Source organism: Oligoflexus tunisiensis (assembly GCF_001748245.1).
Lineage (GTDB): Bacteria > Bdellovibrionota_B > Oligoflexia > Oligoflexales > Oligoflexaceae > Oligoflexus > Oligoflexus tunisiensis.
In genome coordinates, this window is record NZ_BDFO01000001.1 from 6451805 (window position 1) to 6470968 (window position 19164).

15 protein-coding genes are annotated in these 19164 nt (G+C 55.5%); 6 read left to right on the forward strand and 9 right to left on the reverse strand.

Annotated elements, in window-relative coordinates; translation table 11 throughout:
• Nucleotides 1-7: 7 nt before the first annotated feature.
• The 3 genes from OLTU_RS26710 to OLTU_RS26720 form a co-directional block, all read right to left on the reverse strand.
• Nucleotides 8-1924, reverse strand: coding sequence for an LVIVD repeat-containing protein (locus OLTU_RS26710; RefSeq protein WP_141735783.1), 1917 nt, complete (start codon nucleotides 1922-1924; stop codon nucleotides 8-10).
• A gap of 125 nt (nucleotides 1925-2049) precedes the next feature.
• Nucleotides 2050-3534 (reverse strand): aminotransferase class III-fold pyridoxal phosphate-dependent enzyme, encoded by a 1485-nt coding sequence (locus OLTU_RS26715; RefSeq protein WP_141735784.1) that lies wholly within the window; start codon nucleotides 3532-3534, stop codon nucleotides 2050-2052.
• Nucleotides 3535-3645: 111 nt separating this feature from the next.
• The gene (locus tag OLTU_RS26720; protein WP_218110284.1) at nucleotides 3646-4863 is read right to left on the reverse strand and encodes a coproporphyrinogen-III oxidase family protein; all 1218 of its coding nucleotides are present in this window, start codon (nucleotides 4861-4863) and stop codon (nucleotides 3646-3648) included.
• Between the two features lie 270 nt (nucleotides 4864-5133).
• On the opposite strand from OLTU_RS26720, the gene OLTU_RS26725 reads away from it, so the two are divergent.
• The gene (locus OLTU_RS26725; protein ID WP_141735786.1) at nucleotides 5134-5664 is read left to right on the forward strand and encodes an Mpo1 family 2-hydroxy fatty acid dioxygenase; all 531 of its coding nucleotides are present in this window, start codon (nucleotides 5134-5136) and stop codon (nucleotides 5662-5664) included.
• Here OLTU_RS26725 and OLTU_RS26730 read toward each other — a convergent pair.
• Nucleotides 5661-6401, reverse strand: coding sequence for a DNA/RNA non-specific endonuclease (locus OLTU_RS26730; protein WP_218110285.1), 741 nt, complete (start codon nucleotides 6399-6401; stop codon nucleotides 5661-5663). The genes OLTU_RS26725 and OLTU_RS26730 overlap by 4 nt on opposite strands.
• A gap of 287 nt (nucleotides 6402-6688) precedes the next feature.
• On the opposite strand from OLTU_RS26730, the gene OLTU_RS26735 reads away from it, so the two are divergent.
• Entirely contained in the window at nucleotides 6689-7405 is a 717-nt protein-coding gene (locus OLTU_RS26735) for a hypothetical protein (RefSeq protein ID WP_141735787.1), read from the forward strand.
• Nucleotide 7406: 1 nt separating this feature from the next.
• Nucleotides 7407-7730: a hypothetical protein gene (locus OLTU_RS26740; RefSeq protein WP_141735788.1), complete on the forward strand. Its 324-nt coding sequence runs from the start codon at nucleotides 7407-7409 to the stop codon at nucleotides 7728-7730.
• Here the strand turns inward: OLTU_RS26740 and OLTU_RS26745 are convergent.
• The 5 genes from OLTU_RS26745 to purD all read right to left on the reverse strand — a co-directional run bounded on the left by OLTU_RS26745 (nucleotide 7727) and on the right by purD (nucleotide 12676).
• Nucleotides 7727-9103, reverse strand: a complete 1377-nt coding sequence (locus OLTU_RS26745) for an MATE family efflux transporter (RefSeq protein ID WP_141735789.1) — start codon at nucleotides 9101-9103, stop codon at nucleotides 7727-7729. The two genes, OLTU_RS26740 and OLTU_RS26745, sit on opposite strands and share 4 nt — an antisense overlap.
• Before the next feature lie 165 nt (nucleotides 9104-9268).
• Nucleotides 9269-10108 carry a hypothetical protein gene (locus OLTU_RS26750; RefSeq protein WP_141735790.1) on the reverse strand — a complete coding sequence of 280 codons (840 nt, stop codon included), beginning with the start codon at nucleotides 10106-10108 and terminating at the stop codon, nucleotides 9269-9271.
• Nucleotides 10109-10250: 142 nt separating this feature from the next.
• A complete protein-coding gene (locus tag OLTU_RS26755; protein ID WP_141735791.1) occupies nucleotides 10251-10874 on the reverse strand; it encodes a Maf family protein in 624 nt (207 codons plus the stop codon).
• Nucleotides 10867-11331 (reverse strand): AIR carboxylase family protein, encoded by a 465-nt coding sequence (locus tag OLTU_RS26760; protein ID WP_176736997.1) that lies wholly within the window; start codon nucleotides 11329-11331, stop codon nucleotides 10867-10869. The genes OLTU_RS26755 and OLTU_RS26760 overlap by 8 nt, the downstream gene beginning before the upstream one ends.
• Before the next feature lie 40 nt (nucleotides 11332-11371).
• A complete protein-coding gene (gene purD / locus OLTU_RS26765) occupies nucleotides 11372-12676 on the reverse strand; it encodes a phosphoribosylamine--glycine ligase (protein ID WP_141735793.1) in 1305 nt (434 codons plus the stop codon).
• 265 nt (nucleotides 12677-12941) lie between these two features.
• On the opposite strand from purD, the gene OLTU_RS26770 reads away from it, so the two are divergent.
• The 3 genes from OLTU_RS26770 to OLTU_RS26780 all read left to right on the forward strand — a co-directional run bounded on the left by OLTU_RS26770 (nucleotide 12942) and on the right by OLTU_RS26780 (nucleotide 19155).
• Nucleotides 12942-13769, forward strand: coding sequence for a tetratricopeptide repeat protein (locus OLTU_RS26770; protein ID WP_141735794.1), 828 nt, complete (start codon nucleotides 12942-12944; stop codon nucleotides 13767-13769).
• A 9-nt stretch (nucleotides 13770-13778) separates the two neighbouring features.
• The gene (locus tag OLTU_RS26775; RefSeq protein ID WP_141735795.1) at nucleotides 13779-14759 is read left to right on the forward strand and encodes an ATP-binding protein; all 981 of its coding nucleotides are present in this window, start codon (nucleotides 13779-13781) and stop codon (nucleotides 14757-14759) included.
• Nucleotides 14760-14832: 73 nt separating this feature from the next.
• On the forward strand, nucleotides 14833-19155 hold the full coding sequence (locus OLTU_RS26780) for a translocation/assembly module TamB domain-containing protein (protein ID WP_141735796.1): 4323 nt from the start codon (nucleotides 14833-14835) through the stop codon (nucleotides 19153-19155).
• Nucleotides 19156-19164 lie beyond the last annotated feature (9 nt).

The following is a 19164-nucleotide window of genomic DNA, read 5'->3' on the forward strand; positions in this document are numbered from 1 at the left end:
CCCAGCGTCATGGGACCTGAAACAGCTCGATGATCTCCAGGCCGCGCGCCTCCACCGTGAGATAGGCGTAACGGCCCTGGACATGCACATGGAGTGGGGGATTATTGGCCCCATACGAACGCACCAGGCTGGGCGCGGTCTTGTCGCTGACATCGATCACATACAACTCATCAAAGGTATAGTCGGTGACCACAGCATAATTATCAAGCACACTGACCCCCAGGACGAACCCGTTATTCGTCGTGGCAATGGTGGAGCGGCTGATGGGGTTCGCGGGTGTTGTCACATCGAGGATTTCAATTCCGCCATTGCCGATGGTGATGTAGGCATGGTTATCACGAATGTCGATGCTCTCCATGGACGCCCGCTCGAGCGTCTGCACGAGAGACGGCGAGGCCGGATCGCTCACATCATAAACCTTGAGCCCGCGGAAGCTGCCGGAGTCCCGGTGGGTGAGAAAAACATAATTTCCCGTCTTGTGGATGCCGGTCCCGTGACCGTTGCTGGCCGTGTAACTGATGAGGGAGGGAGCTGTGGGACTCGCCACATTCACAATCGCCAGCCCACCGCCCGTGGCGTTGTTTCTCACAGCCACATAGGCAATGCTGCCGTCCACATGCACGGCGGAGGCGTTGGTCAGGGCCAGGGAACCTCGCACCACGGGTGCCGCGGGATTGCTGATATCAATGATGACCAGGCCCTTGTCCCAGTTGGCAACGTAAGCATGATTGCCAGCGATTCTCACATCCGCGCACCAGCCTGAGCTTGAGCTGTTCCCCATGGACACCGTCGTCACCTGCATCGGGGCGGCCGGATTGCTGACGTCGGCAATGACGAGCCCGGACTCGCCACGGCAAATATAAGAATAATTGCCGGACGTGCGAGCGCCGACTACCTCACCATAAGCCAGAATTCCGTTGCGAGTCAGCGTTGCTTTCAAGACCATATTGCTGAGAGCTGCCGCCTCTATCGTGACCCCGGGAGCATAATTCCAGGTCGCAGAAGCGGCAAAAACCTTGTAATAGAGTTTGGTATTACCGGAAAGACCCGTATCTGCAAAGCTCGTGGCGTTGCCCACAGACTTCACGGTCGCGCCATCCAGAACGGAACCGACCGCATAAGACACGCCACTCACCGGCGTCGCGGTAATGGGCGCGCTGGACGCCAGCACCAAAAACGCGGACGCTCCACCGCTGTTCATCCAGGATAGATTGATGGCGTTGATCGCAGGGGTCGCCACCAGCCCGGTGACATCCAGAGGAGCCGGGCCCAGCGAGGCGTCAGCGGTCTGGATGCTCAAAGTCAGGGCCAGCGTGCTGCTGTTTCCTGCCAGGTCCTCGCACTTCAGAGTCGCGGGATAAATGCCTGAGGCTTCAATAGCAAAGGGGCTGAGCAAACGATTCGGTTCCTTGATCGTCAGCTGCGCATGGGACGTCGTCCAGCGGCAGGTCGTTTCACTCAGATCCTGAACCGTGAGTGTCGCCGGGTGACCGGAAACCAGAGTTTGTTCGGTTGCGCCTTCAATTTTTGGGCTCTGCCGATCGACCACCAGAAGCTGGCCGCCGCTGCCGAGGTGCATCCCCTGCCTGGTCTTGAGGCAGAGATACCAGACGCCTTCCTCAAGGTCGATGAGGTGGGTCTCCAAACCGTTGGCTGCGAATGATTTTTTTACCGTCTGACACGCGACATCGCTCGCCAGATCGAGTTGGAATTCACTGACACCCGGCACTTCATTCCAGCTCACGGGAATATCTGTCGCATTGGTATGATTGCGTTCCAGATGCAGGAGGGGCGCTTGATCGTTGCTGCCCTGAAAGGTTGGGCAGCTCACCTGGGAGCATTCCTCAGGAACGCCGGGACCACCACCTGGGTTGGGGCTACAGGCGACTATCATGATGCAGAGAAAGAAGTCAAGCGTTCGCAAGGTTCGTTCTCCTTGAGGCTGATCTCTTATCGGTTGGCGGAGAACGGTGCTTTGAAAAAAGGAAAAGTGGCTGGCAGGATCGAAACTTAAAGGCCTTCCTTACGTGAAGGAAGGCCTGTCTGGCCTCAGTCGTAGACCGGTCCGCGCTTGAGCGCTTCGCGAATCTTCGCAATCACAAGGTCGACTTCCGCCGAGTTCACCAGGAAGTGAGGGGTGAACCGCAGAGCATTCTTACCCCCATGGATGACGCCGATACCCTGCTCCCGCAGCCAGATTTCGACACCGTGTTTGCCGACGACCTTATAGCCTTCGGGATTCAGGTGCAGAGCGCAGAGCAGACCGGTTCCGGTCGCGCCGGTGACCACGCTCGGGAACTCCTCACGCAGCTGATTGAAGCGATCCAGGAATTCCTTGCCGCGCTCACGGATATTTTTCCGCAGTTCAGGCGTCACGGAATCCAGCACCGCACAGGCCACATCAAGAGCCCGCGGGTTGGTGGTCATGGTATTGCCGTAAAGGCCACGCTGATAAAGATCAGCGGCCTGACCATTCAAAGCCAGGATCGACAGGGGAAACTGACCCGCGTTCACCGCCTTCGAATAGGCTTCCATATCCGGCGCTTCGCAGGTTTCAAATCCGGGATAATCGCAGATACTCAGCGTTCCCTGCGCGCGCAGACCAGCCTGAATGGAATCGATCAGGAAGAGGGCTCCATGCTCACGGGTCAGTCGACGGGCCTCGTCATAAAACGCGCGAGTGACGCCAACCCCTGGGTTGCCTTCGCCCATGACGGGTTCCAGCAGCATCATTTCAATGAAGATGCCTTTTTTATCGGCATCCGCGAACGCAGCGCGCAGCTGATCGATATTGTTCGGCTCCACCGTCATGAGTCTTTGCTCACGGAAGGAGGCCAGCTTTTGATAGTTCTTCGCCGACGAGTCGGAAGCCAGTGCGGGACGCTCGGTTCGACCGTGGAAGCTGCCTTTCATCGACAGCATATAGATCTTGCGGCCCGCATATCGCGCGCCCGGATCGGTGAGGTTTTTGGCGTTCAAATCGGCAAGACGCGCGGCGACGGTCACCGATTCCGAACCACTGTTCAAACAGAGGTAACGGGCATAGACCGGCTTTTTATCGGTCCGGCTGTGGCCGATCTCGCGATTGAGTCTTTCGGTCAGACGCTTCTGGCTGAAGTTCGGAGTCATGATGTTGGCCATCACGTGGTGCCGGCTCATGGCTTCCAGAATTTTTTGGGGCGACTGTCCAAAACCGAGCATGCCGTAGCCGCCGGAATCATGCAGCACCGCGCCGTGCGTGGTGATGAGCCAGGGACCGGCTGCATACAGCGCGATATAGGGATTCACGGCGTCAGATTCATAAAAGTTCACGAAATCGCTTTGGATGTAGCCAATCAACTCCGCTTCTTTCATCTGCAGTTTCGCCCCGAATTCCTCCTTCAGTTTTCGAAATTCGGTGTAGGCTCCCTCAACAGCTTCCACCAGACGTGGGTCCGAGCGCAGAAACGCTTCGATGGTCTGATCATCCAGACCGCGAGTCTGTTTTTCACCCGTTTCGCGGCGCATCTCCTGCAGTTTTTTCATTGGCTCCATGACTACTCCTTCAATGTTCTGATGGCCGCGATCGCCGGGCGGCCCTGTTCACTATCGACAGCCGGAGAACCGGTCTTTGCCAGCTTTTATTTGCTCACCCATATTATAGGCTTAAGGGGCAACAAAGGAGAGCGACACCTCGAGTGCCCAACCGGTTTCCCGATACCATTCCTCTTCCCTGAGAGTCAGGATCCCATCCGCATCGATTTGCATCAAACCTTGGCGGAGGGCGTGTTCAAGCGAGGGTCTCGGCCGGAAATCATATCCAGTTTTCACGCATATTGCATTAATATTGATACCTTTATCTGTGCGCAAACCCGAGGAAACCGTTTCCAGAAGCCACTCGGGTGCGTCCCGTTCGATTTCCACCTGCACACCTGGCATATTCAACAGGCCGCCCACAGTGGGCGCAGCCGGTAAATGTCCCTGGCCTTCCTGAAGCCAGCGAAGGTTGGCGTCCTGAGCCCAGCGGGTTCCCCATGGACTGCCATACTCATTCAGAAAACTATGAGCGCCGTTTCCCAGTCCCAGATAGCTGCCCGCGTGCCAGTAAATACTATTATGAACGCTGGCAAAGCCCGGTTGGTGCCAATTGGAAACCTCTTCATGGGCAAAGCCCTGCGCGCGAAGCTTCTGACATGCCATAAGATACATGGCTTCCAGCCGTTCATCGGGCAGTGCTTCCAAAACTCCGCGCCGATGGCGTCGGGCCATGGGCGTGCGTCCTTCGTAGGTGAGGGTATAAAGGCTCAGATGCTGAATGTCCAGCGCTGTGGCCTCATCCAAATCGGCCTCCCAGTCCGCAAGATCCTGACCTTCCCAGCCGTAAATCAGATCAATATTCACGTTGGACAGCACCGCACGGGCCATCCGCACGGCCTCGCGGGCTTTGTCGGGGCTGTGCTCGCGGGTCAGAAATTTCAAACCCCGGGCCTGAAACGATTGCACGCCGAGGGACAGGCGATTGATGCCAAGCCCGGCCCAAATATCCAGGCGTTCGGGGGTCAGATGTTCCGGATTGGCCTCCAATGTGATCTCGGCATCCGGCCGCAGCCAAGGTCTGAGGCTTTCCATAAAGGGACGATAGGCGGCATCGAGCAGGGAAGGCGTTCCGCCGCCAAAAAACAGCGTCCGGAACTCAAGCCCGGCCGGATATTCACGCTGCAGGGCTTCTACCCAGGCTTCTGCATAGGATTGGGCCATGCGAAGATAGGAAGCCGGGTCATCCGCTGCAAAGCGCGCGGTCTTCACAAAGTCGCAGTAGTGGCAGATGCGACTGCAGAAAGGGATGTGAAGATAAAGCCCGATCGCGAGGGGATGTTGATTCAAATCGATGTCCTTTCCGGGGTTGCCGTCCGCGCCGCACTGACTCATGCGCGCGCTTCGTCCGGTGCGCGACGTGCCGACTCCAGCACCGCGCCCAAACTGCTCGGCTAACGAATGAAATGCAACTGTTTTTTCACGAAAATTTTCAATGGTCCGTCCTGAGAGGGAATGTTATGAGCGAAGCAGAGATACGTGTCACACAATTCTTCAGCGAGATCCCGGCTGACGGCGCGCGGTGCCTGAGTCCGGAGAACACCATGGGGGTTTGAAATCATGAAAAGCTTGACAGATCAACTCGCCACCTATGCCTCGTATCATCGGGACCGCCGCAACATCGGTACGCATTTGATCGGCATTCCCATGATCCTCTTCTCGATCGTGCTGCTCCTGTCACGCCCCCTATGGATGACGGATACCGTGATTCCTGTGACTCCGGCTCTCCTCGCTTCGATCGTCGTCGGTCTTTACTACCTGCGGCTCGATATCCCGCTCGGCCTTTTCATGGTCATTATACTCGTCGGCATGATGAAACTGTCTGCACCCCTCGCCATGGGCTCAACCACGACCTGGCTGACCTGGGGCATTTCGCTTTTTGTAGTCGGCTGGATCTTTCAAACGATCGGTCATATCTGGGAGGGGAAAAAGCCGGCCTTCGTCGATGATGTGATGGGATTGATCATCGGCCCACTCTTCGTCGCCGCGGAACTCGTCTTTGCCCTGGGCGGTCGCCCCGAACTTCACGCGGAAATCGAAAACCGGGTTGGCAAAACCCGGGTCGGCAAGAAAAATGTCGAAACACGTTAACCGGGATTGCAGTTTCCCGGCAGACTCCAGGTGCGCGTTGGTTTCATCGCCTTGACAGCAGCGCTGGCCTGGATGCTCACCGCGGCGGCGCCCACCGTCTCCTCCAGCTCCCGGATGCTCAGAATATAATCATCCAGATCCCCGACATCCTCATCATTGGGAATGAGCCAGGCAATGGCCTTCGCGGCTCCGGATTTGGCATCCTGGGTCAGAATCACTTTCCAAAAATATTCCGGCGTGGGTATGCCATGGGACTCCAAAAAATAATCATTGGAGTCATCCTCGTAAACCAGACCACCCACAACCTGCACCGGCGCGAGATCGCGATAGCATTCGGCAACATTCTCCGCCTCGACCCAGATGCCCTGGTTGAAGCGTGACGCCTGCGGTGCGACGTTGCTCATGTAATTCGCCTGCTTCATCGCTGTGGCATTGATGTCCATGTGATTGGAGGTCACGAGGTGGCCGCGATCCCAGCCCGGTTCGACAGCGGCATAGGCTTGCGTGCTGAACTGCCTCTTGCAGCCGGATGGCAGATCAGGATCCAGAAAGAACGAACCAGGCCTTGATGCGGAACCTTTGTCTTTGTTCAAGGTGTATTCATAACGCAAGGCACTCCGCAGATCGCAGTCATACGTGAGAGAATAGGCATCCCTGTTCAAGGTTATGACATGGGCAGCCGATGCCGCTCCACTCAGGATCGAGACAATAACGATCATACCGAGTTTGAGACCCACGTTCTTCCCCCTTGGATTATAATCTAATTGAACTATGATGAAAGTATATATGACGGAGCGTTCAGAACAAAAAAGTTTTTGGAAAGGTGGGGATAATCTTTTTTTAAGATCGCATGTTTTTTCTGATGAGAATTGGTACGGAATAAGAAGACTTCAACTTCCCTTCGTTTTATCTATCAGGTAAGTTCTCTGGATACCAAATGAGATGAATTTCTGCTCCGGCCTTTCCCCATGGCGTTTTTACGATGCACTACGGAAGGCAGCTCGCAAAAATAATGGTGGGAATCATGTCTAAAGCGGATCTTTTGGTCGACTACATCGAACGATGGCTTTCCAGCAGTTCGCGCCGGACAATTCAACTTCTCACGCGTCTTTCTGGAGTGCCGTATCCAACGCTGCGACGCATCCTCCAGAGGGAATCGGTGCCGTCCGTTGAAAATGCCATGGCTATTCTTAATCTCGTCTCCACTCTGGACGAGACCGTGCAATATTTCGAAGAGAACGAATCCATCAAGGCCTTCTACAAACGTGTGACGGATAAATCCTCACTGGCTGGTCAGGACATCATGGCCCGCCTCATCGGACGAGAGAGCTTTTGGATTATGGCTTTGGGTTTGACCATCGGCGCCACCAAAGGCCGGGTCGAATCCCTGCTCGGCTCCTTTGGAATCGCGGAATTTGAAATGATGATCGAGGAAGGCGTGCTGGTGGAAAAAACCCCAGGCGTTTACCGGGTGAATATTAACCAAAGCGTGCTGTATGTCGAGAGCAAGCGCGTGGGCAGTGAGGCCGCCAAGTATATTGCCGAGCTGCCGCCCAATGATCAGACCGTCCGGCGTTATATGGTTTACAATGTCAATAACGAGAGCTTTGAACTAATCAAAAACAAAATCCTCGATTGCTACATGGAATGTGATCAGATCGCCCGCTCCCATGAAGGGGATATCATGATCGCAGCCAGTTACGTAGCAACCAAGGTGATGTCCCGGAATGATGAGGTATAGAATGCGATATGTGTGGGCGATCTTGTGCGCGTTGATGATTTCCGGTCCCGTCACGGCCCAGAACGTGAACGGCGGTATGTCGGGAGGCACGGGAATTGGCGGATTGATCGACGAAATTACTCAAGAGATTCAGGCCATCCTGAAGGTTCCGATCAAGATCGACGAGGAGCTTATCCGCCGGCTGATCATGCGACTTTGCACGCATGGGGAAGCGCAGCTTGTGTTTGGCAATACGATCATTCACATCAAGTGGAAACACAACCACGATATCTTCGCGGCGGATCAGATCGAGATCACGGTCACGACTCCGTGGGACGTCCCCTAGTCGTGAATAACACTCATGGACTTCCATTGACCGCCGCGGAAACGCGCCAGGAAAATGAAGGATTGGAAAATGATAAAAAAGCTGGCGGCCGCCCAGGCCCAATAAACAGCTCCATCCCAATCCTTGACGATCCAGGTCGGCAGCACCATAAGAGGCCAGGGCACCGTCAGAGCCACGAGCGTCACGAAGCGGGTATCGCCCGCGCCCTTCAGCGCAAACGAAAAAATCAGATTCATGCTGTCAAAACAGATGAAAAGGGACACGAACATCAGAATATAGGGGACAATGATACTAACTTCATTCCACAGGGCTGCCTGATTGGAGTTATGAAACCAACTCAGATAAAATTGCGGGAACGCAAGAAACGTCGTGCCCACCAGAACGATATACATGAAAGCCAGCTGTAAACCACTCCAGGTATAGGTTTCGGCCAGATCCGGCCGTTTCTCACCCAGATGCTGCCCCAACTGAATCGACACAGCCTGAGCCAGCCCCATGGGTGGCAGCACGGCCAGCATCATCACGGTGACCGCGATCCCGCTCGCAGCCAGTGCCGCATCACCTTGGGTCATGCGTCCCACCACAATCAAAAACACGGTAAACGCCAGCCCTTCCAAGGCCCACTGCAAACCACTCGGCAGGCCGAAGCGCAGGTAACGCTTCATCAGATCCCAGCGGATCATCCACTGGGAGCGAATGGCAAACTCCCCTTCATTTTTTCTTTGGAACAGCAGATAGAGTGCATAGATCGCGGAACACCAGGTGGCCAGGGCGGTGGCATAGCCGGCTCCGGCCACGCCGAGGGGAGGGAAGCCCCAATGCCCGAAAATCAGCAGATAATCAAAAACAACATTGGCCACCAGTCCCACACCATTGATCCACATCACCACGCGCGTGTGGCCCAAACCGGAAAAGAAACTGCTGGCCGCTGCCACCAGCGCCGTGGGCAGAGCCGTGTAGCACATGGCCTGAAAGTATTCGATTTCGAGGGCCTTCACCTGTTCCGAATGCCCGACCAGGGTAAAAATAAAATCGGCAGTCGGAATCAGCCCAAGAAAAAGAAGACCTCCCACGACGCTGAGATAAATCGATTGCCAGACGGCAGGGCCGATCATTCTGTTTTCCCTCGCCCCGAAGTATTGAGCCACGAAGGTCATCAGATACGCAGCGGTCTGCTGCAGAAGAGCCATCGGCGTCCAGAATACGCCCATCACGGCCATTGCAGCGGCCAGAGCTTCGGTGGAATACTGCCCCAGGAACACCCGATCAATCGTGAGTTGGAGGTTCCAGAAACTATTGGCCACAATCAATGGCCAGGCCAGCTTCAAGAGATGCTTCCAGCGATGGGATCGAGGCATGAGGGTCAGGTCCATAACGTCTCCAAGGGCGCCTACAAAAGGAGCCCCATTATACACAAACGTATGGCCTCTGGGTTGCGAAAAAGGCCCTGGTGAGGACACTTTTCGCCCACTGAAATGAAAAAGCGCTCGCAATCCTGCGAACGCCTTGACGAAAAATGGGGGATGGATCCTGAAATTTTACCGGGTCGAGGCCTTGGCTTTCGACTTGGCTTTGGCTTTACGGGACTTGCTGGCCTTGCCTTTGCTGGCCTTGCTCTTTTTCGAAGACTTGACCGCTTTCGGAGCCTTGGCCTTGACTTCCGGAGCTGCAGCTTTGGCCGCTGGGGTTGCTGGCTCAGTAGGAACCGGCACTGCGGCTGGAGTCTCGGATGCAGACATAGGCTCGGTCGGCAGCACATCCGTGGTATCCGCTGGAGCCACAGGGGCTTCCGCTTCCTCAACCACGGGAATCACGGTTTCTTCCATCATACGGGGCGGCATGAGCGTTCCATCCTTGTCATTATTTTCGGGAACGCCATTCGGTTGCGAGAGCATGCCTTCAACCCAGGTCTTGTCCGAGGCGACATTTTCCACAGTCTTACCGACGCTTTTAAATCCTTCGATCACGCGATCAAAATAAAAGGAACCCGCGATGCCACCGACGAGCAGCATGGTAAGAAAGGCGATCTTGAAGCGATTAAAAGGCTTGCTAAAAAACGAGTCGCTCGACGTGGGCTGCACCGAGGAACTATAGCTCAAACCGAGACGCGCACTGGGAGTCTTGCTGGATTCTTCGATCTTGCTCAGGTCGGTCATGGCGGTTCTTACCTTGTTTTGAAGGGTAAAAGCTGTGGTTCGCATGAAGCTCTTGGCAGCTTCCAGTTTCACAGCCCGCGGAGCGCTCAAAATTGTTTTCTTCAACTCACTATTCGCAGCGGCCTTGGCTCTGGGTTTTCGTGTTGCTTTCTTGCGCGGGGTTGGCGGAACCCCCGGCAGAGCGGTCTTGGCCGACGGATTGTTATTTTTTTTCTTTGCCATGAGAGAGGTCCTTCCGTTCCAGAATAAGAGCAACAGTTTCCACGAGCCCCTGGGTTGCAAGGGGCTTGCCAAAACGACATAAACATAAGTTGCTGTTATGATGGAGAAAGAAAGAAATCAGACTGTTCAATATTTGGACAGTTCAGATCGGTGCCGGCAGAAGGCGTAGAATTTCTGTCAGTTCCACGAGGGGCAGACCCACGACATTGGAATAGGATCCGCTGATCCGTTCCACCAGAAATCCGCCGATGCCCTGGATTCCATACGAACCTGCTTTATCAAAAGGCTCGCCGGTTCCCACATAATAGGCGATTTCCTCCGGGGTCAGTTTCTTGAAAAACACTTCGGTTTCAACCACACGCGTCTCCACGCGAGGCGTGGGGCCCAGGCCATAAACCACGGCGAGGCCGGTGAGAACCTTATGCGGACGTCCCGACATGCGGGCCAGCATGCGTTTCGCATCCTCAGCATCCAGCGGTTTTTCGAGGACCTCAGCGTCCAGCACACCGATGGTATCCGAACCGATCACGGCCCAGGGCTGATCATGCGGCAGATTCTGATAAACAATTTGGGCTTTCTCCCGGGAATTTCGCTGAACATAAGCGTCCGGTTTTTCATTCGCGCGCCGCTTTTCTTCAATCGAAGGAACCTCAGTGGTGAAGGGGAGGCCGAGATAACGGAGAAGTTCCTGACGTCGGGGCGACGAGCTTGCGAGCACCAGCTGCCAGGGAAAGTGTTCAAAGATCGCGTGATTGTTTTTAGGCATCGAAGATCACCTGATGCTTTTGATCGGCTGCGATCATGCGTGCCGCCAGACTATGCCGGTGGCGCTGCAGATTTTGCGAAAGTTCGGGATCATGGAGTGCCAGCACCTGCAAAGCGAAATGCGCCGCGTGGATAAAACCGTGACCGAAGGTGGGAATGGGACCGGGGAGCTGATCCAGCGTCGCGGTTCCCTCCTGAGCCACCACGTGAAGAACCGGCAGCACGACCAGCGAGGAGACCAGGGACGCGAGACGATCCTGCGCTGGAGCCACACAAAGAATCAAGCGGCCGCCGTCCTTGTGAAAATTCGTGACGATCTCACGGACGTAATCGGGCGCCACCTGCGCCGCGGCCACGCGCAACTGATAGGACACGCGGAAGTCACGCAGCAGCGCCTGACCTTCCGCCGTAAACTTGTCATCCGCAGCGGCGGCCAACAGAATCAAAATTTTTTGCACGCTCCAACCCTCCACGAGACCGGCGTTGGTGTCACCAGCCCTATCCCTCGACGAGGCCGGCGCCGATATCATGACGATACTGGACCCCGTGCCAGTGTGCAGCGATTTTTTTAATATGCGCATAAGCATGACGCCTGGCTTCCACGAAATCCTTGCCATGGGACACAAACGTCAAAAGGCGACCGCGACCGGTCATGAGACGCCCCTGTTCCTCACGGACAGCTGCGGCAAACACCTGATTGTCATGACTGCTGTTTTGAAAAACTTCACGCGGCACTTCAAAGCGCTGCGGTGTGCCTTCACCATAGGGATAACACGGCGAGGCCAGCACCACGCATACCGAGGCGCCTGCATTCTGCGCCGCCGCAGCTTCAAATTCCTTGTTATCAGGAATCAGCCCCACCTTGGCCGCAATCAGCTCGGCCCAGTCGCGTTGATCGTGAAGAGCCAGCACCTCGGCCTCGGGATCCCCGAGACGCACATTGAACTCGACCACGGCTGGTCCCTTGTCACTCCACATGAGGCCCACATAAAGGCAGCCCGTATAACTCAGGCCGCGCTTCTTCAATTCCGCAAGCAAGGGCCTCACGACGCGCTGCATCACCGTATCACCCGCATCGGCTGGCAGCCACGGCACAGGCGTGTAACAGCCCATGCCTCCGGTGTTGGGACCTTCATCGCCATCCTTGAGACGCTTGTGATCGACGGCAAAACCCAGCGCCGTGGGTTCGCCCGCGCCGAGGAAAACAAAAAAGGAACATTCCCGTCCGACCAGAACCTCTTCTATCACGACGGTTTCGGCAGCCTTGGCCATTCCGGATTGATAGAGGCGCTTCAGGCCTTCGTCTATGTCAGACTGACTTTGACAGACAAAAACACCCTTCCCCGAGGCCAGACCACTGGCTTTAATGACAGCCCCACCCGACCGGGCGAGATATTCCTCGGCCTTTTTCCGGCAGGCGGCCTCACCCTGAACCACCGCGAAGGCCGCGGTCGGAATCCCGGCCGCCTGCATCACATCCTTGGCAAAGGCCTTGGAGGATTCCAGCTGAGCTGCAGCGGCGACCGGTCCAAAACAGGGTAGCTTCAATTCCGCACAGGCATCGGCAAAACCATCCGCCAGGGGCTGCTCGGGACCGACGACCACAAAATCAACATCCATATTGCGAGCCAGACGGGCAACATCAGCCATTCCAGCGTCCAAACCCATCGGCAACCTTGCGCCTAACACATCCATGGTGGCGGAACCAGGCCAGATGAGGAGGTCATCAACCAGCTTGGATTGACGTAATTTCCAAGCCAGAGCGTGCTCGCGAGCGCCTGAGCCAACTAGCAGTACTTTCATGATATGTTTTCCTCAATTGGGTTTTTTGCGGATGCGTCCACACTTTTAGCGGCCTGGCCCCCCTCTGTCAACACTCACAAGCTCGCCCGCCCAATGGTATAATGGAAGAAAGCGCGCGTTTCTCACAATATAGACAGGTTTCACCATGGTTCAGGTGCAGGGAGCATCTTGGGACAATCCTAAAATCGCTTTGCTTTCGGCAAACCCTTCCACGTTTTCCGATGAGGTGACCTCGCGTCTCGAGCGGCGGAGTTGGGAATTTTCCGTGAAGACCCCAAGGATCCTTGATGCATTCCGGGCCATTTCCAGCGGGAAGTGTTCCGTATTGATCATTCACGACACCCCCGATCTGCCGGCCTCCTTCGTTTTGCGAGCCCAGATCGTGGAACCGATCGCGATCATCACGCCCACGATCGTGGTCACCCATCCTGATCACCGCTTGGAGACAGCTCTCATCAAGGACATCGGCGCGCCGGAGATCGTGGAAGCTCCGCTCAACCCGGCCGCTTTTATCGGCAGCTTTGAATGGCTGATTCGTCGCTGGAGTCAGGGGAGTTTGCGCAAACTTTATCAGGCCCGGCGGCTCTTTTTGGAAAAGCAGTATCTGCTCTTTTCCAAACTGATCGGCAATCTGAAAGAGGATCCGGACCTGCAGCCCCTGGTCACGCCCTGCATGGCTCAGATTCTCATGAAGCAATCCGACTTCAAAACCGTGGAAAAACTCCTGCTCACCTCGCTCAAGGAACATCCGCGCAATATCGGAATCATCGTCAACCTCGTGGAATTTTACATGCGGGCCGCCATGCCCGAGACGGCGCTCAAAATCATCGCGGCGACCCGAAAGAATCATGGCAACCCTCGCATGCTGTTTGCCGATCAGATTCAAGCCCATTTGATGCTGAATCAGATCACGGACTGTATTCCCCTCCTGGAAGCTCTCGTGCGCGAAGACTACTGCCGCAAGCAGGCCTCATCTTTCCTGGCCCGCTGCCTCTATGCCGAAGGTCATAAGGATCGCTTTCAGAAAGCGGTGATGCATCAGGTGCCCTTGATTGAAGAGTTTCAAAACAAATGGAAACAAGCTGCGAGCTGAGGGGCGGATATGGATAGCAAAAAATTTCTTGCGTTCTGGGGCTGGAAAAACCTGCCATGGAATGAGCCCGTCGCCCTCGATCGCCTCTACTGGCAGGAGTCGACTCAGATCATCTGCTCGCGTCTCCTTCTGACCCTGCAGCGCGCCGCTTCTCTCTTTGTCATCACAGCCCCTCCCGGTCATGGCAAGAGCACGCTCGCCCGCTGGCTTTATCACAATGTGGATCAGGACCGGCATGATGTGGCCTTCTTTTCGCTTTTGCAAACGGAGCAGGGCAGCGGCTGGCTGCTGCCCAAACTGGCCCAATATCTCGGCCTCGATCCCGCGACCAGCAGCAATCGCACCGTGCTGGCACGTCTGCAGCAATCGCGTCTGCATGGAAAAATTCTGACCGTCATCATTGATGACGCGCATAAGCTCAAGGAACCGGAAGCTCTCGATGAAATTCTGGCTTTGATCCAGGTGCAGTCGATTGCGGCCAATCACGTGAATTTCATCTTGATCGGCAATCCGCGTCTCAGTCGGGTGATTCAGATGACAGAAGGCTGTCAGCATCGATTGGCGCTCCTTGCCGACATGCAGGCCCTCTCACGGAATGACATCATTCCCTACTTGAACTGGCGGCTGGATCAGATAGGATTGCCAGCCAAAGTTGTTGGAGCGGATGCGCACAACTATTTGATGGCGCAGGCACCACTCAGCTTTGCCTGGCTTGAGAGTCTTCTTGAAGGCGCTCTCATGGAAGCCTTTCTGCGCGATCAGCGGGTGATCGTTGCAGAAACAATGCAGGCCGCAGTTCAATACTTTGGCTGGTCGAAAGGTCTGGCGGAGGAGCCCAGCACCGAACTGCCTAAACCGACGAAACCCGCATCAGGACGCCGTAAGCCCACGCCCCAGACCGGAAAATCTGGCGGAGCCGTGACGCCAACGCTCGACCTGAATTCTCTTTACTATAAGTCAGGCGGAGGTCATGATCCGGAAGAGTCCTGAGATCATGACCAGGATCCAATAACGTCAACAGCCCGGGTTCCATTCCTGAGCTGCTCTCATAATCGAAGCAACTGTGTTTCAAGCTTTCAAAAAGCTGATAATCGCCGTCGGTGTGCTCGTGGCACTGGCCTACGTCGGCAATTTGCTGATCGACAATCCGTATGTGCATGGCCTCATACGCAACGCGATCAATGAGAAGCTCGAACAGTACACGCATCTTTCCATTAAATTTGAAGCGATCAACGCCAAATTTATTCCACCGGGTTTTGATATCTATGGTGTGGAAGTCCTGCAAAAGAAGGCGGATGGAACCGAGGAGACCCTCACCCAGATTGCCCATCTGCAGGTCCGTGTCTCGCTACTCGCCCTGGCTCTGAGTCAGACGGAGATGCTTGCGATTGAAATCAATGAACCGCGGATCAGCCTGCCTCTGCCGCCGATCGAGGAATTGATTCGCATCGAACAGTTTCCCGACTGGAACAAAAAATCCGAGCTTCCCCCCTGGCCTCTGGATGTCACGCTGCCTTTGAAACACGTGCGCATCGGCAATGCCATGATCAACCTGAAGATTCCCGGCAGCCAGCCCGAGGCGCCGGATGCTCTTTCCCTGCGCCTCGAAGGTCTGAATATGGACTTCGCCTTCAGTACCTGGGAGGACTTTAGCCTTGCTGTCCAGCTCAAACGGAGCAATCTCGCCCTGAATGGATCCGATGTGGTCCGGGATCTCGGCCTTCAGCTCGATCTGCAGCAGGAGAATGACCAACTGCTTTCACAAAAGTTTCTCCTGGAATCCGAGGATCTGCAGGCCAAAGGCCAGGTGCGCGTGGTCTATGAAACCGAACTGAAAAAAAGCAGCGGAGCATTGCAGGATAAAAACGCGCGCCAGCTGAAGGGTTTGCTCATACGCATCGACAATCAGGTTACACGCGCGGATATCGGCATACTCGGGCGCTACCTTGGCATCGATCAAACCGCAGGCCCGCTCTTTGGCAGCACGGAATTGCAGCTTCATGTTCCGCTGGATGACCGCGCACTTTCCTGGCGTCTCGATGGCAAGGGGCAATCGCAATCGGCCGAGCTCTTTGGTTTTAAACTCCTCGATTCGCAGCTCGATTTCAACATCACCGATCAGGGCATGACCTTCGAAAAGGCCCATGTCAGGAAAGGAAGCCAGGAACTCGCCGCAGGCTCCGGCTTCATCGGTTTCACCAAGGAAGTCCCCTTCCGTTTCAATATCGAACCGAAGAATCTGGCGTTTGGTGAACTGATGTCTGTGCTCGGCATCGATGATTTCACGGCCTTCAGTGCCTTCCTGGATTCACCGGAAATCAAACTTTACGGGGAAGCGCTGCCTTTCGCGATGCATATCACCGGTCCCGCCCGCTTCTCGCAAATCTCCCTGCCCTTTGTCGCGGATCTGCCCAAACGCTATATGGAAGCGCCGACCTGTGTGTTCCAAACCGCGCTCCATATCAATGCCGAGGCGCTCTCGATTGGCAAGGGCGAGGGACAATGCTGGAAATCGCTGGGCCGCGAACAGAGCCTTCCCACCGAAGGCGGCTCGCCGGTGAATCTGGGTGGCAAATTCTTCTTCTCCACCGAACGCGGGATGGACTTTACGATCGAAACACCGAAACTCGACACACCGCTTCTGGAGCACTTCACCAAATTGTCGGCTCAGGGTTTCGCCAAGGTCCAGGCGCGCATCCGTGGCCCTTATGATCACCTGACGATCGGCGGTCGAGCCAGCGGAAAGAATGTGGTGATCGGGGGCTTTGATATGAGAGAGCTCGAGGCCTCCTACAAACTCGATATAGAGCGCAGTCTGCTGCAGATCGATGATCTCTACGTGGGCCTCGCCGATCAGGGAGCTCTGGCTGTCGATGCCTTTGAGATGGGCATCGGCGCGCCCTATGTCTTCAAAGCGAATGTCACCGCTCAAAAAATTCCGCCCGAATTCCTGGCGGCCGGCTTGAAAGAAACCTTCGGCGTGGAAAATTTCCGCATCGGCTTCCCATCCCTGCGCGGGGCCATGAGCGGTCCCCTGCTGGAACCCTTTATCTGGCAGGGCGATCTCGATTTCAGTTTGAATGAACTCACCTGGAAGGAGGAGGAGCTGATCAGCGAAGCCTCAGGGACGATCCGCAGTGATGAAAAGCACTGGTCGCTGAGCAAGAGCTATGCGCGTCTCGATCAGCTGGAAGCCCGGACCTCACTCGACATTCAAAGACGCGGTGGGAACGCGGCAGCGGAGCATATTCTGCACCAGCTTGGCATTCGACCTGCAGATCGGGTCCGCCTGAGCATCAAGACCATCAATCAGAATCTCAAAACGTATCGCACCAATGAGGTGGCACAGGAGATCAATCACCTCACCAGTCTTCCCTACGTCGGCACGTTCTTCGCTGAGCAGAAATTCGGTGGTCAGATTCAACTGGAAGCGGAGCTGGAAGGGCCGATCGATCATCTGCAGGGTAAAGTGGAAGGCGGTCTGGAGCAGCCCTATGTCTGGGGCATTCCCATCTCCTCCTTCAGTTTCGCGGGCTTTGTCGATGGCTGGAAGCTGCATATCCCGGAACTCCGACACTCGGGCAATGCCCTGGTCGGTCGCCTCAATATTGACTTCGGCAAATCCTCGCTGCCCTATGACTGGTACTTCTATTTCAATCAAATGGATATCCGGGCCCTGATCGGCTCCTTCTTCGCCGAGGATCCGCGCAACTTCGCCTATCTCACGGCCGAGTGGACCATGCAGGGGGAACTCAGCAATTTCTGGGGTTCCAAGGGTGAGCTGGTTCTCAACCGCGTGCGTTCGAAACTCTTCCGCAACCTCGGCAGTCGCACCTCATCGGTCGAACTCAATAGCGACGATCCCATCAAACTGAAAATCAGTCCACAGGGCTGGACGCTGGCAGAAAAAAAGCCTCTGCGTCTGCAAGGCGAATACTTCGATCTCAGCTTTGAGGCCGGCGACAACAGGCTGCCTGATCAGCTGGACCTGTCCGTGCACGGTTCGGTCAAACTCGATCTTTTGAAAAACTTCAGCAACGTGATCGAGACTGCGCGTGGTGAAATTCTGATCGATGGTTATCTGCGTGGCTCGCTCAGCAAGCCGGACCTTTCGATCAAACTTCGGGAAAAACGCCTGGATCCCTTCAACGTCAAGGACTGGCAGGCTGTCTCCATCGGTCTTGTGGACTATGGACCGGCCTTGACCAGCGTCGCTCTGGACGTGGAAATCAAGGACGACCGGGTGATTGTCAATAAATTTAAGGCCAACAAGGGTCGCGAAGGCAGCATGACCGTTTCTGGGCAATTGAATTTCAATGGTTCGAGCCCGGAAGCCTCGCGTTTGAATATCGACCTCAATCGCATGGAATTCAATCGCCTGAGCGTTCCCGTGCTGAAAACAGCCGACCTCACACTCAGTGGCAAACTTGCCGTCACCGGCCACAAGCTGCCTTTGAATCTGAGCGGCAATCTGGAGATCGATCGGCTGCAGTCGATCGGCAACTTCGATCTCAGAAAACAGATCGTGGCGTCCCTCTATGAAACCAGACTCAACTCCTCCGCGAGTGTGGGATCGGAACAGACACCGTTCGTCAACCTCGACATCGGGGTCGTGGCCGACAGTTCCATCACCATCAAAAACAAGAGTCTGGAAGCGCTTCTTTCCGCCGATATGCGGGTGCGGGGCACGGAGATGCAGCCCCTTCTCACCGGACAGATCATTGCCGATCGGGGAACTTTCAACTATCGCCGGACCTTTAAAATCAGTCAGGCGGTCATTTCCTTTGATGAACCCATCTCGCCACCCAACCCGAGGCTGGATATCGTGGGCGAGGCGACCGTGAACCCTTATACGGTCGAAGTCATGGTGGATGGCCACCTCAATACGCCTCGCATTCAGCTGAGTGTGGATCCGGCCAACCGTGATGACGGCTCCCCGATCACCAACCTCGATATTCTGATCCTGATCAGTACGGGCCGAATTCCGGATCAGACCAACAAAACCACCGCGCAAAGCGCCGAAAGCGCTTCGATCAATGAGCTGGTCAGTTTCTTTGCCGCCTTCGCCGAGGAACCGATTGAAAAGCTCTTCGACATGTCGGGACAGACCGTGATTCGCGAGGTTTATTTTGATTCGTATCTGCCCGAGCAGGGACAGCGTCCGGTGACCCGGATCAACTTTCCCATTCGTCTTGGCGAAAATCTGAGCGCGGTCCTGCAGGTTGATGATGCGGCGAATACCAAGGTTTCCCTGGAATATGTGCTGCATGAAGGCATTTCCGTTTCCGGCAGCTTGGACCAGACCACCAGCCGGGAGACGAATGATCAGAAGGCCCTTCCAGCCGATACGGGTTTTGATCTAAAATTCCGTTTTGGCTTCGACTAGGAGAGGCGT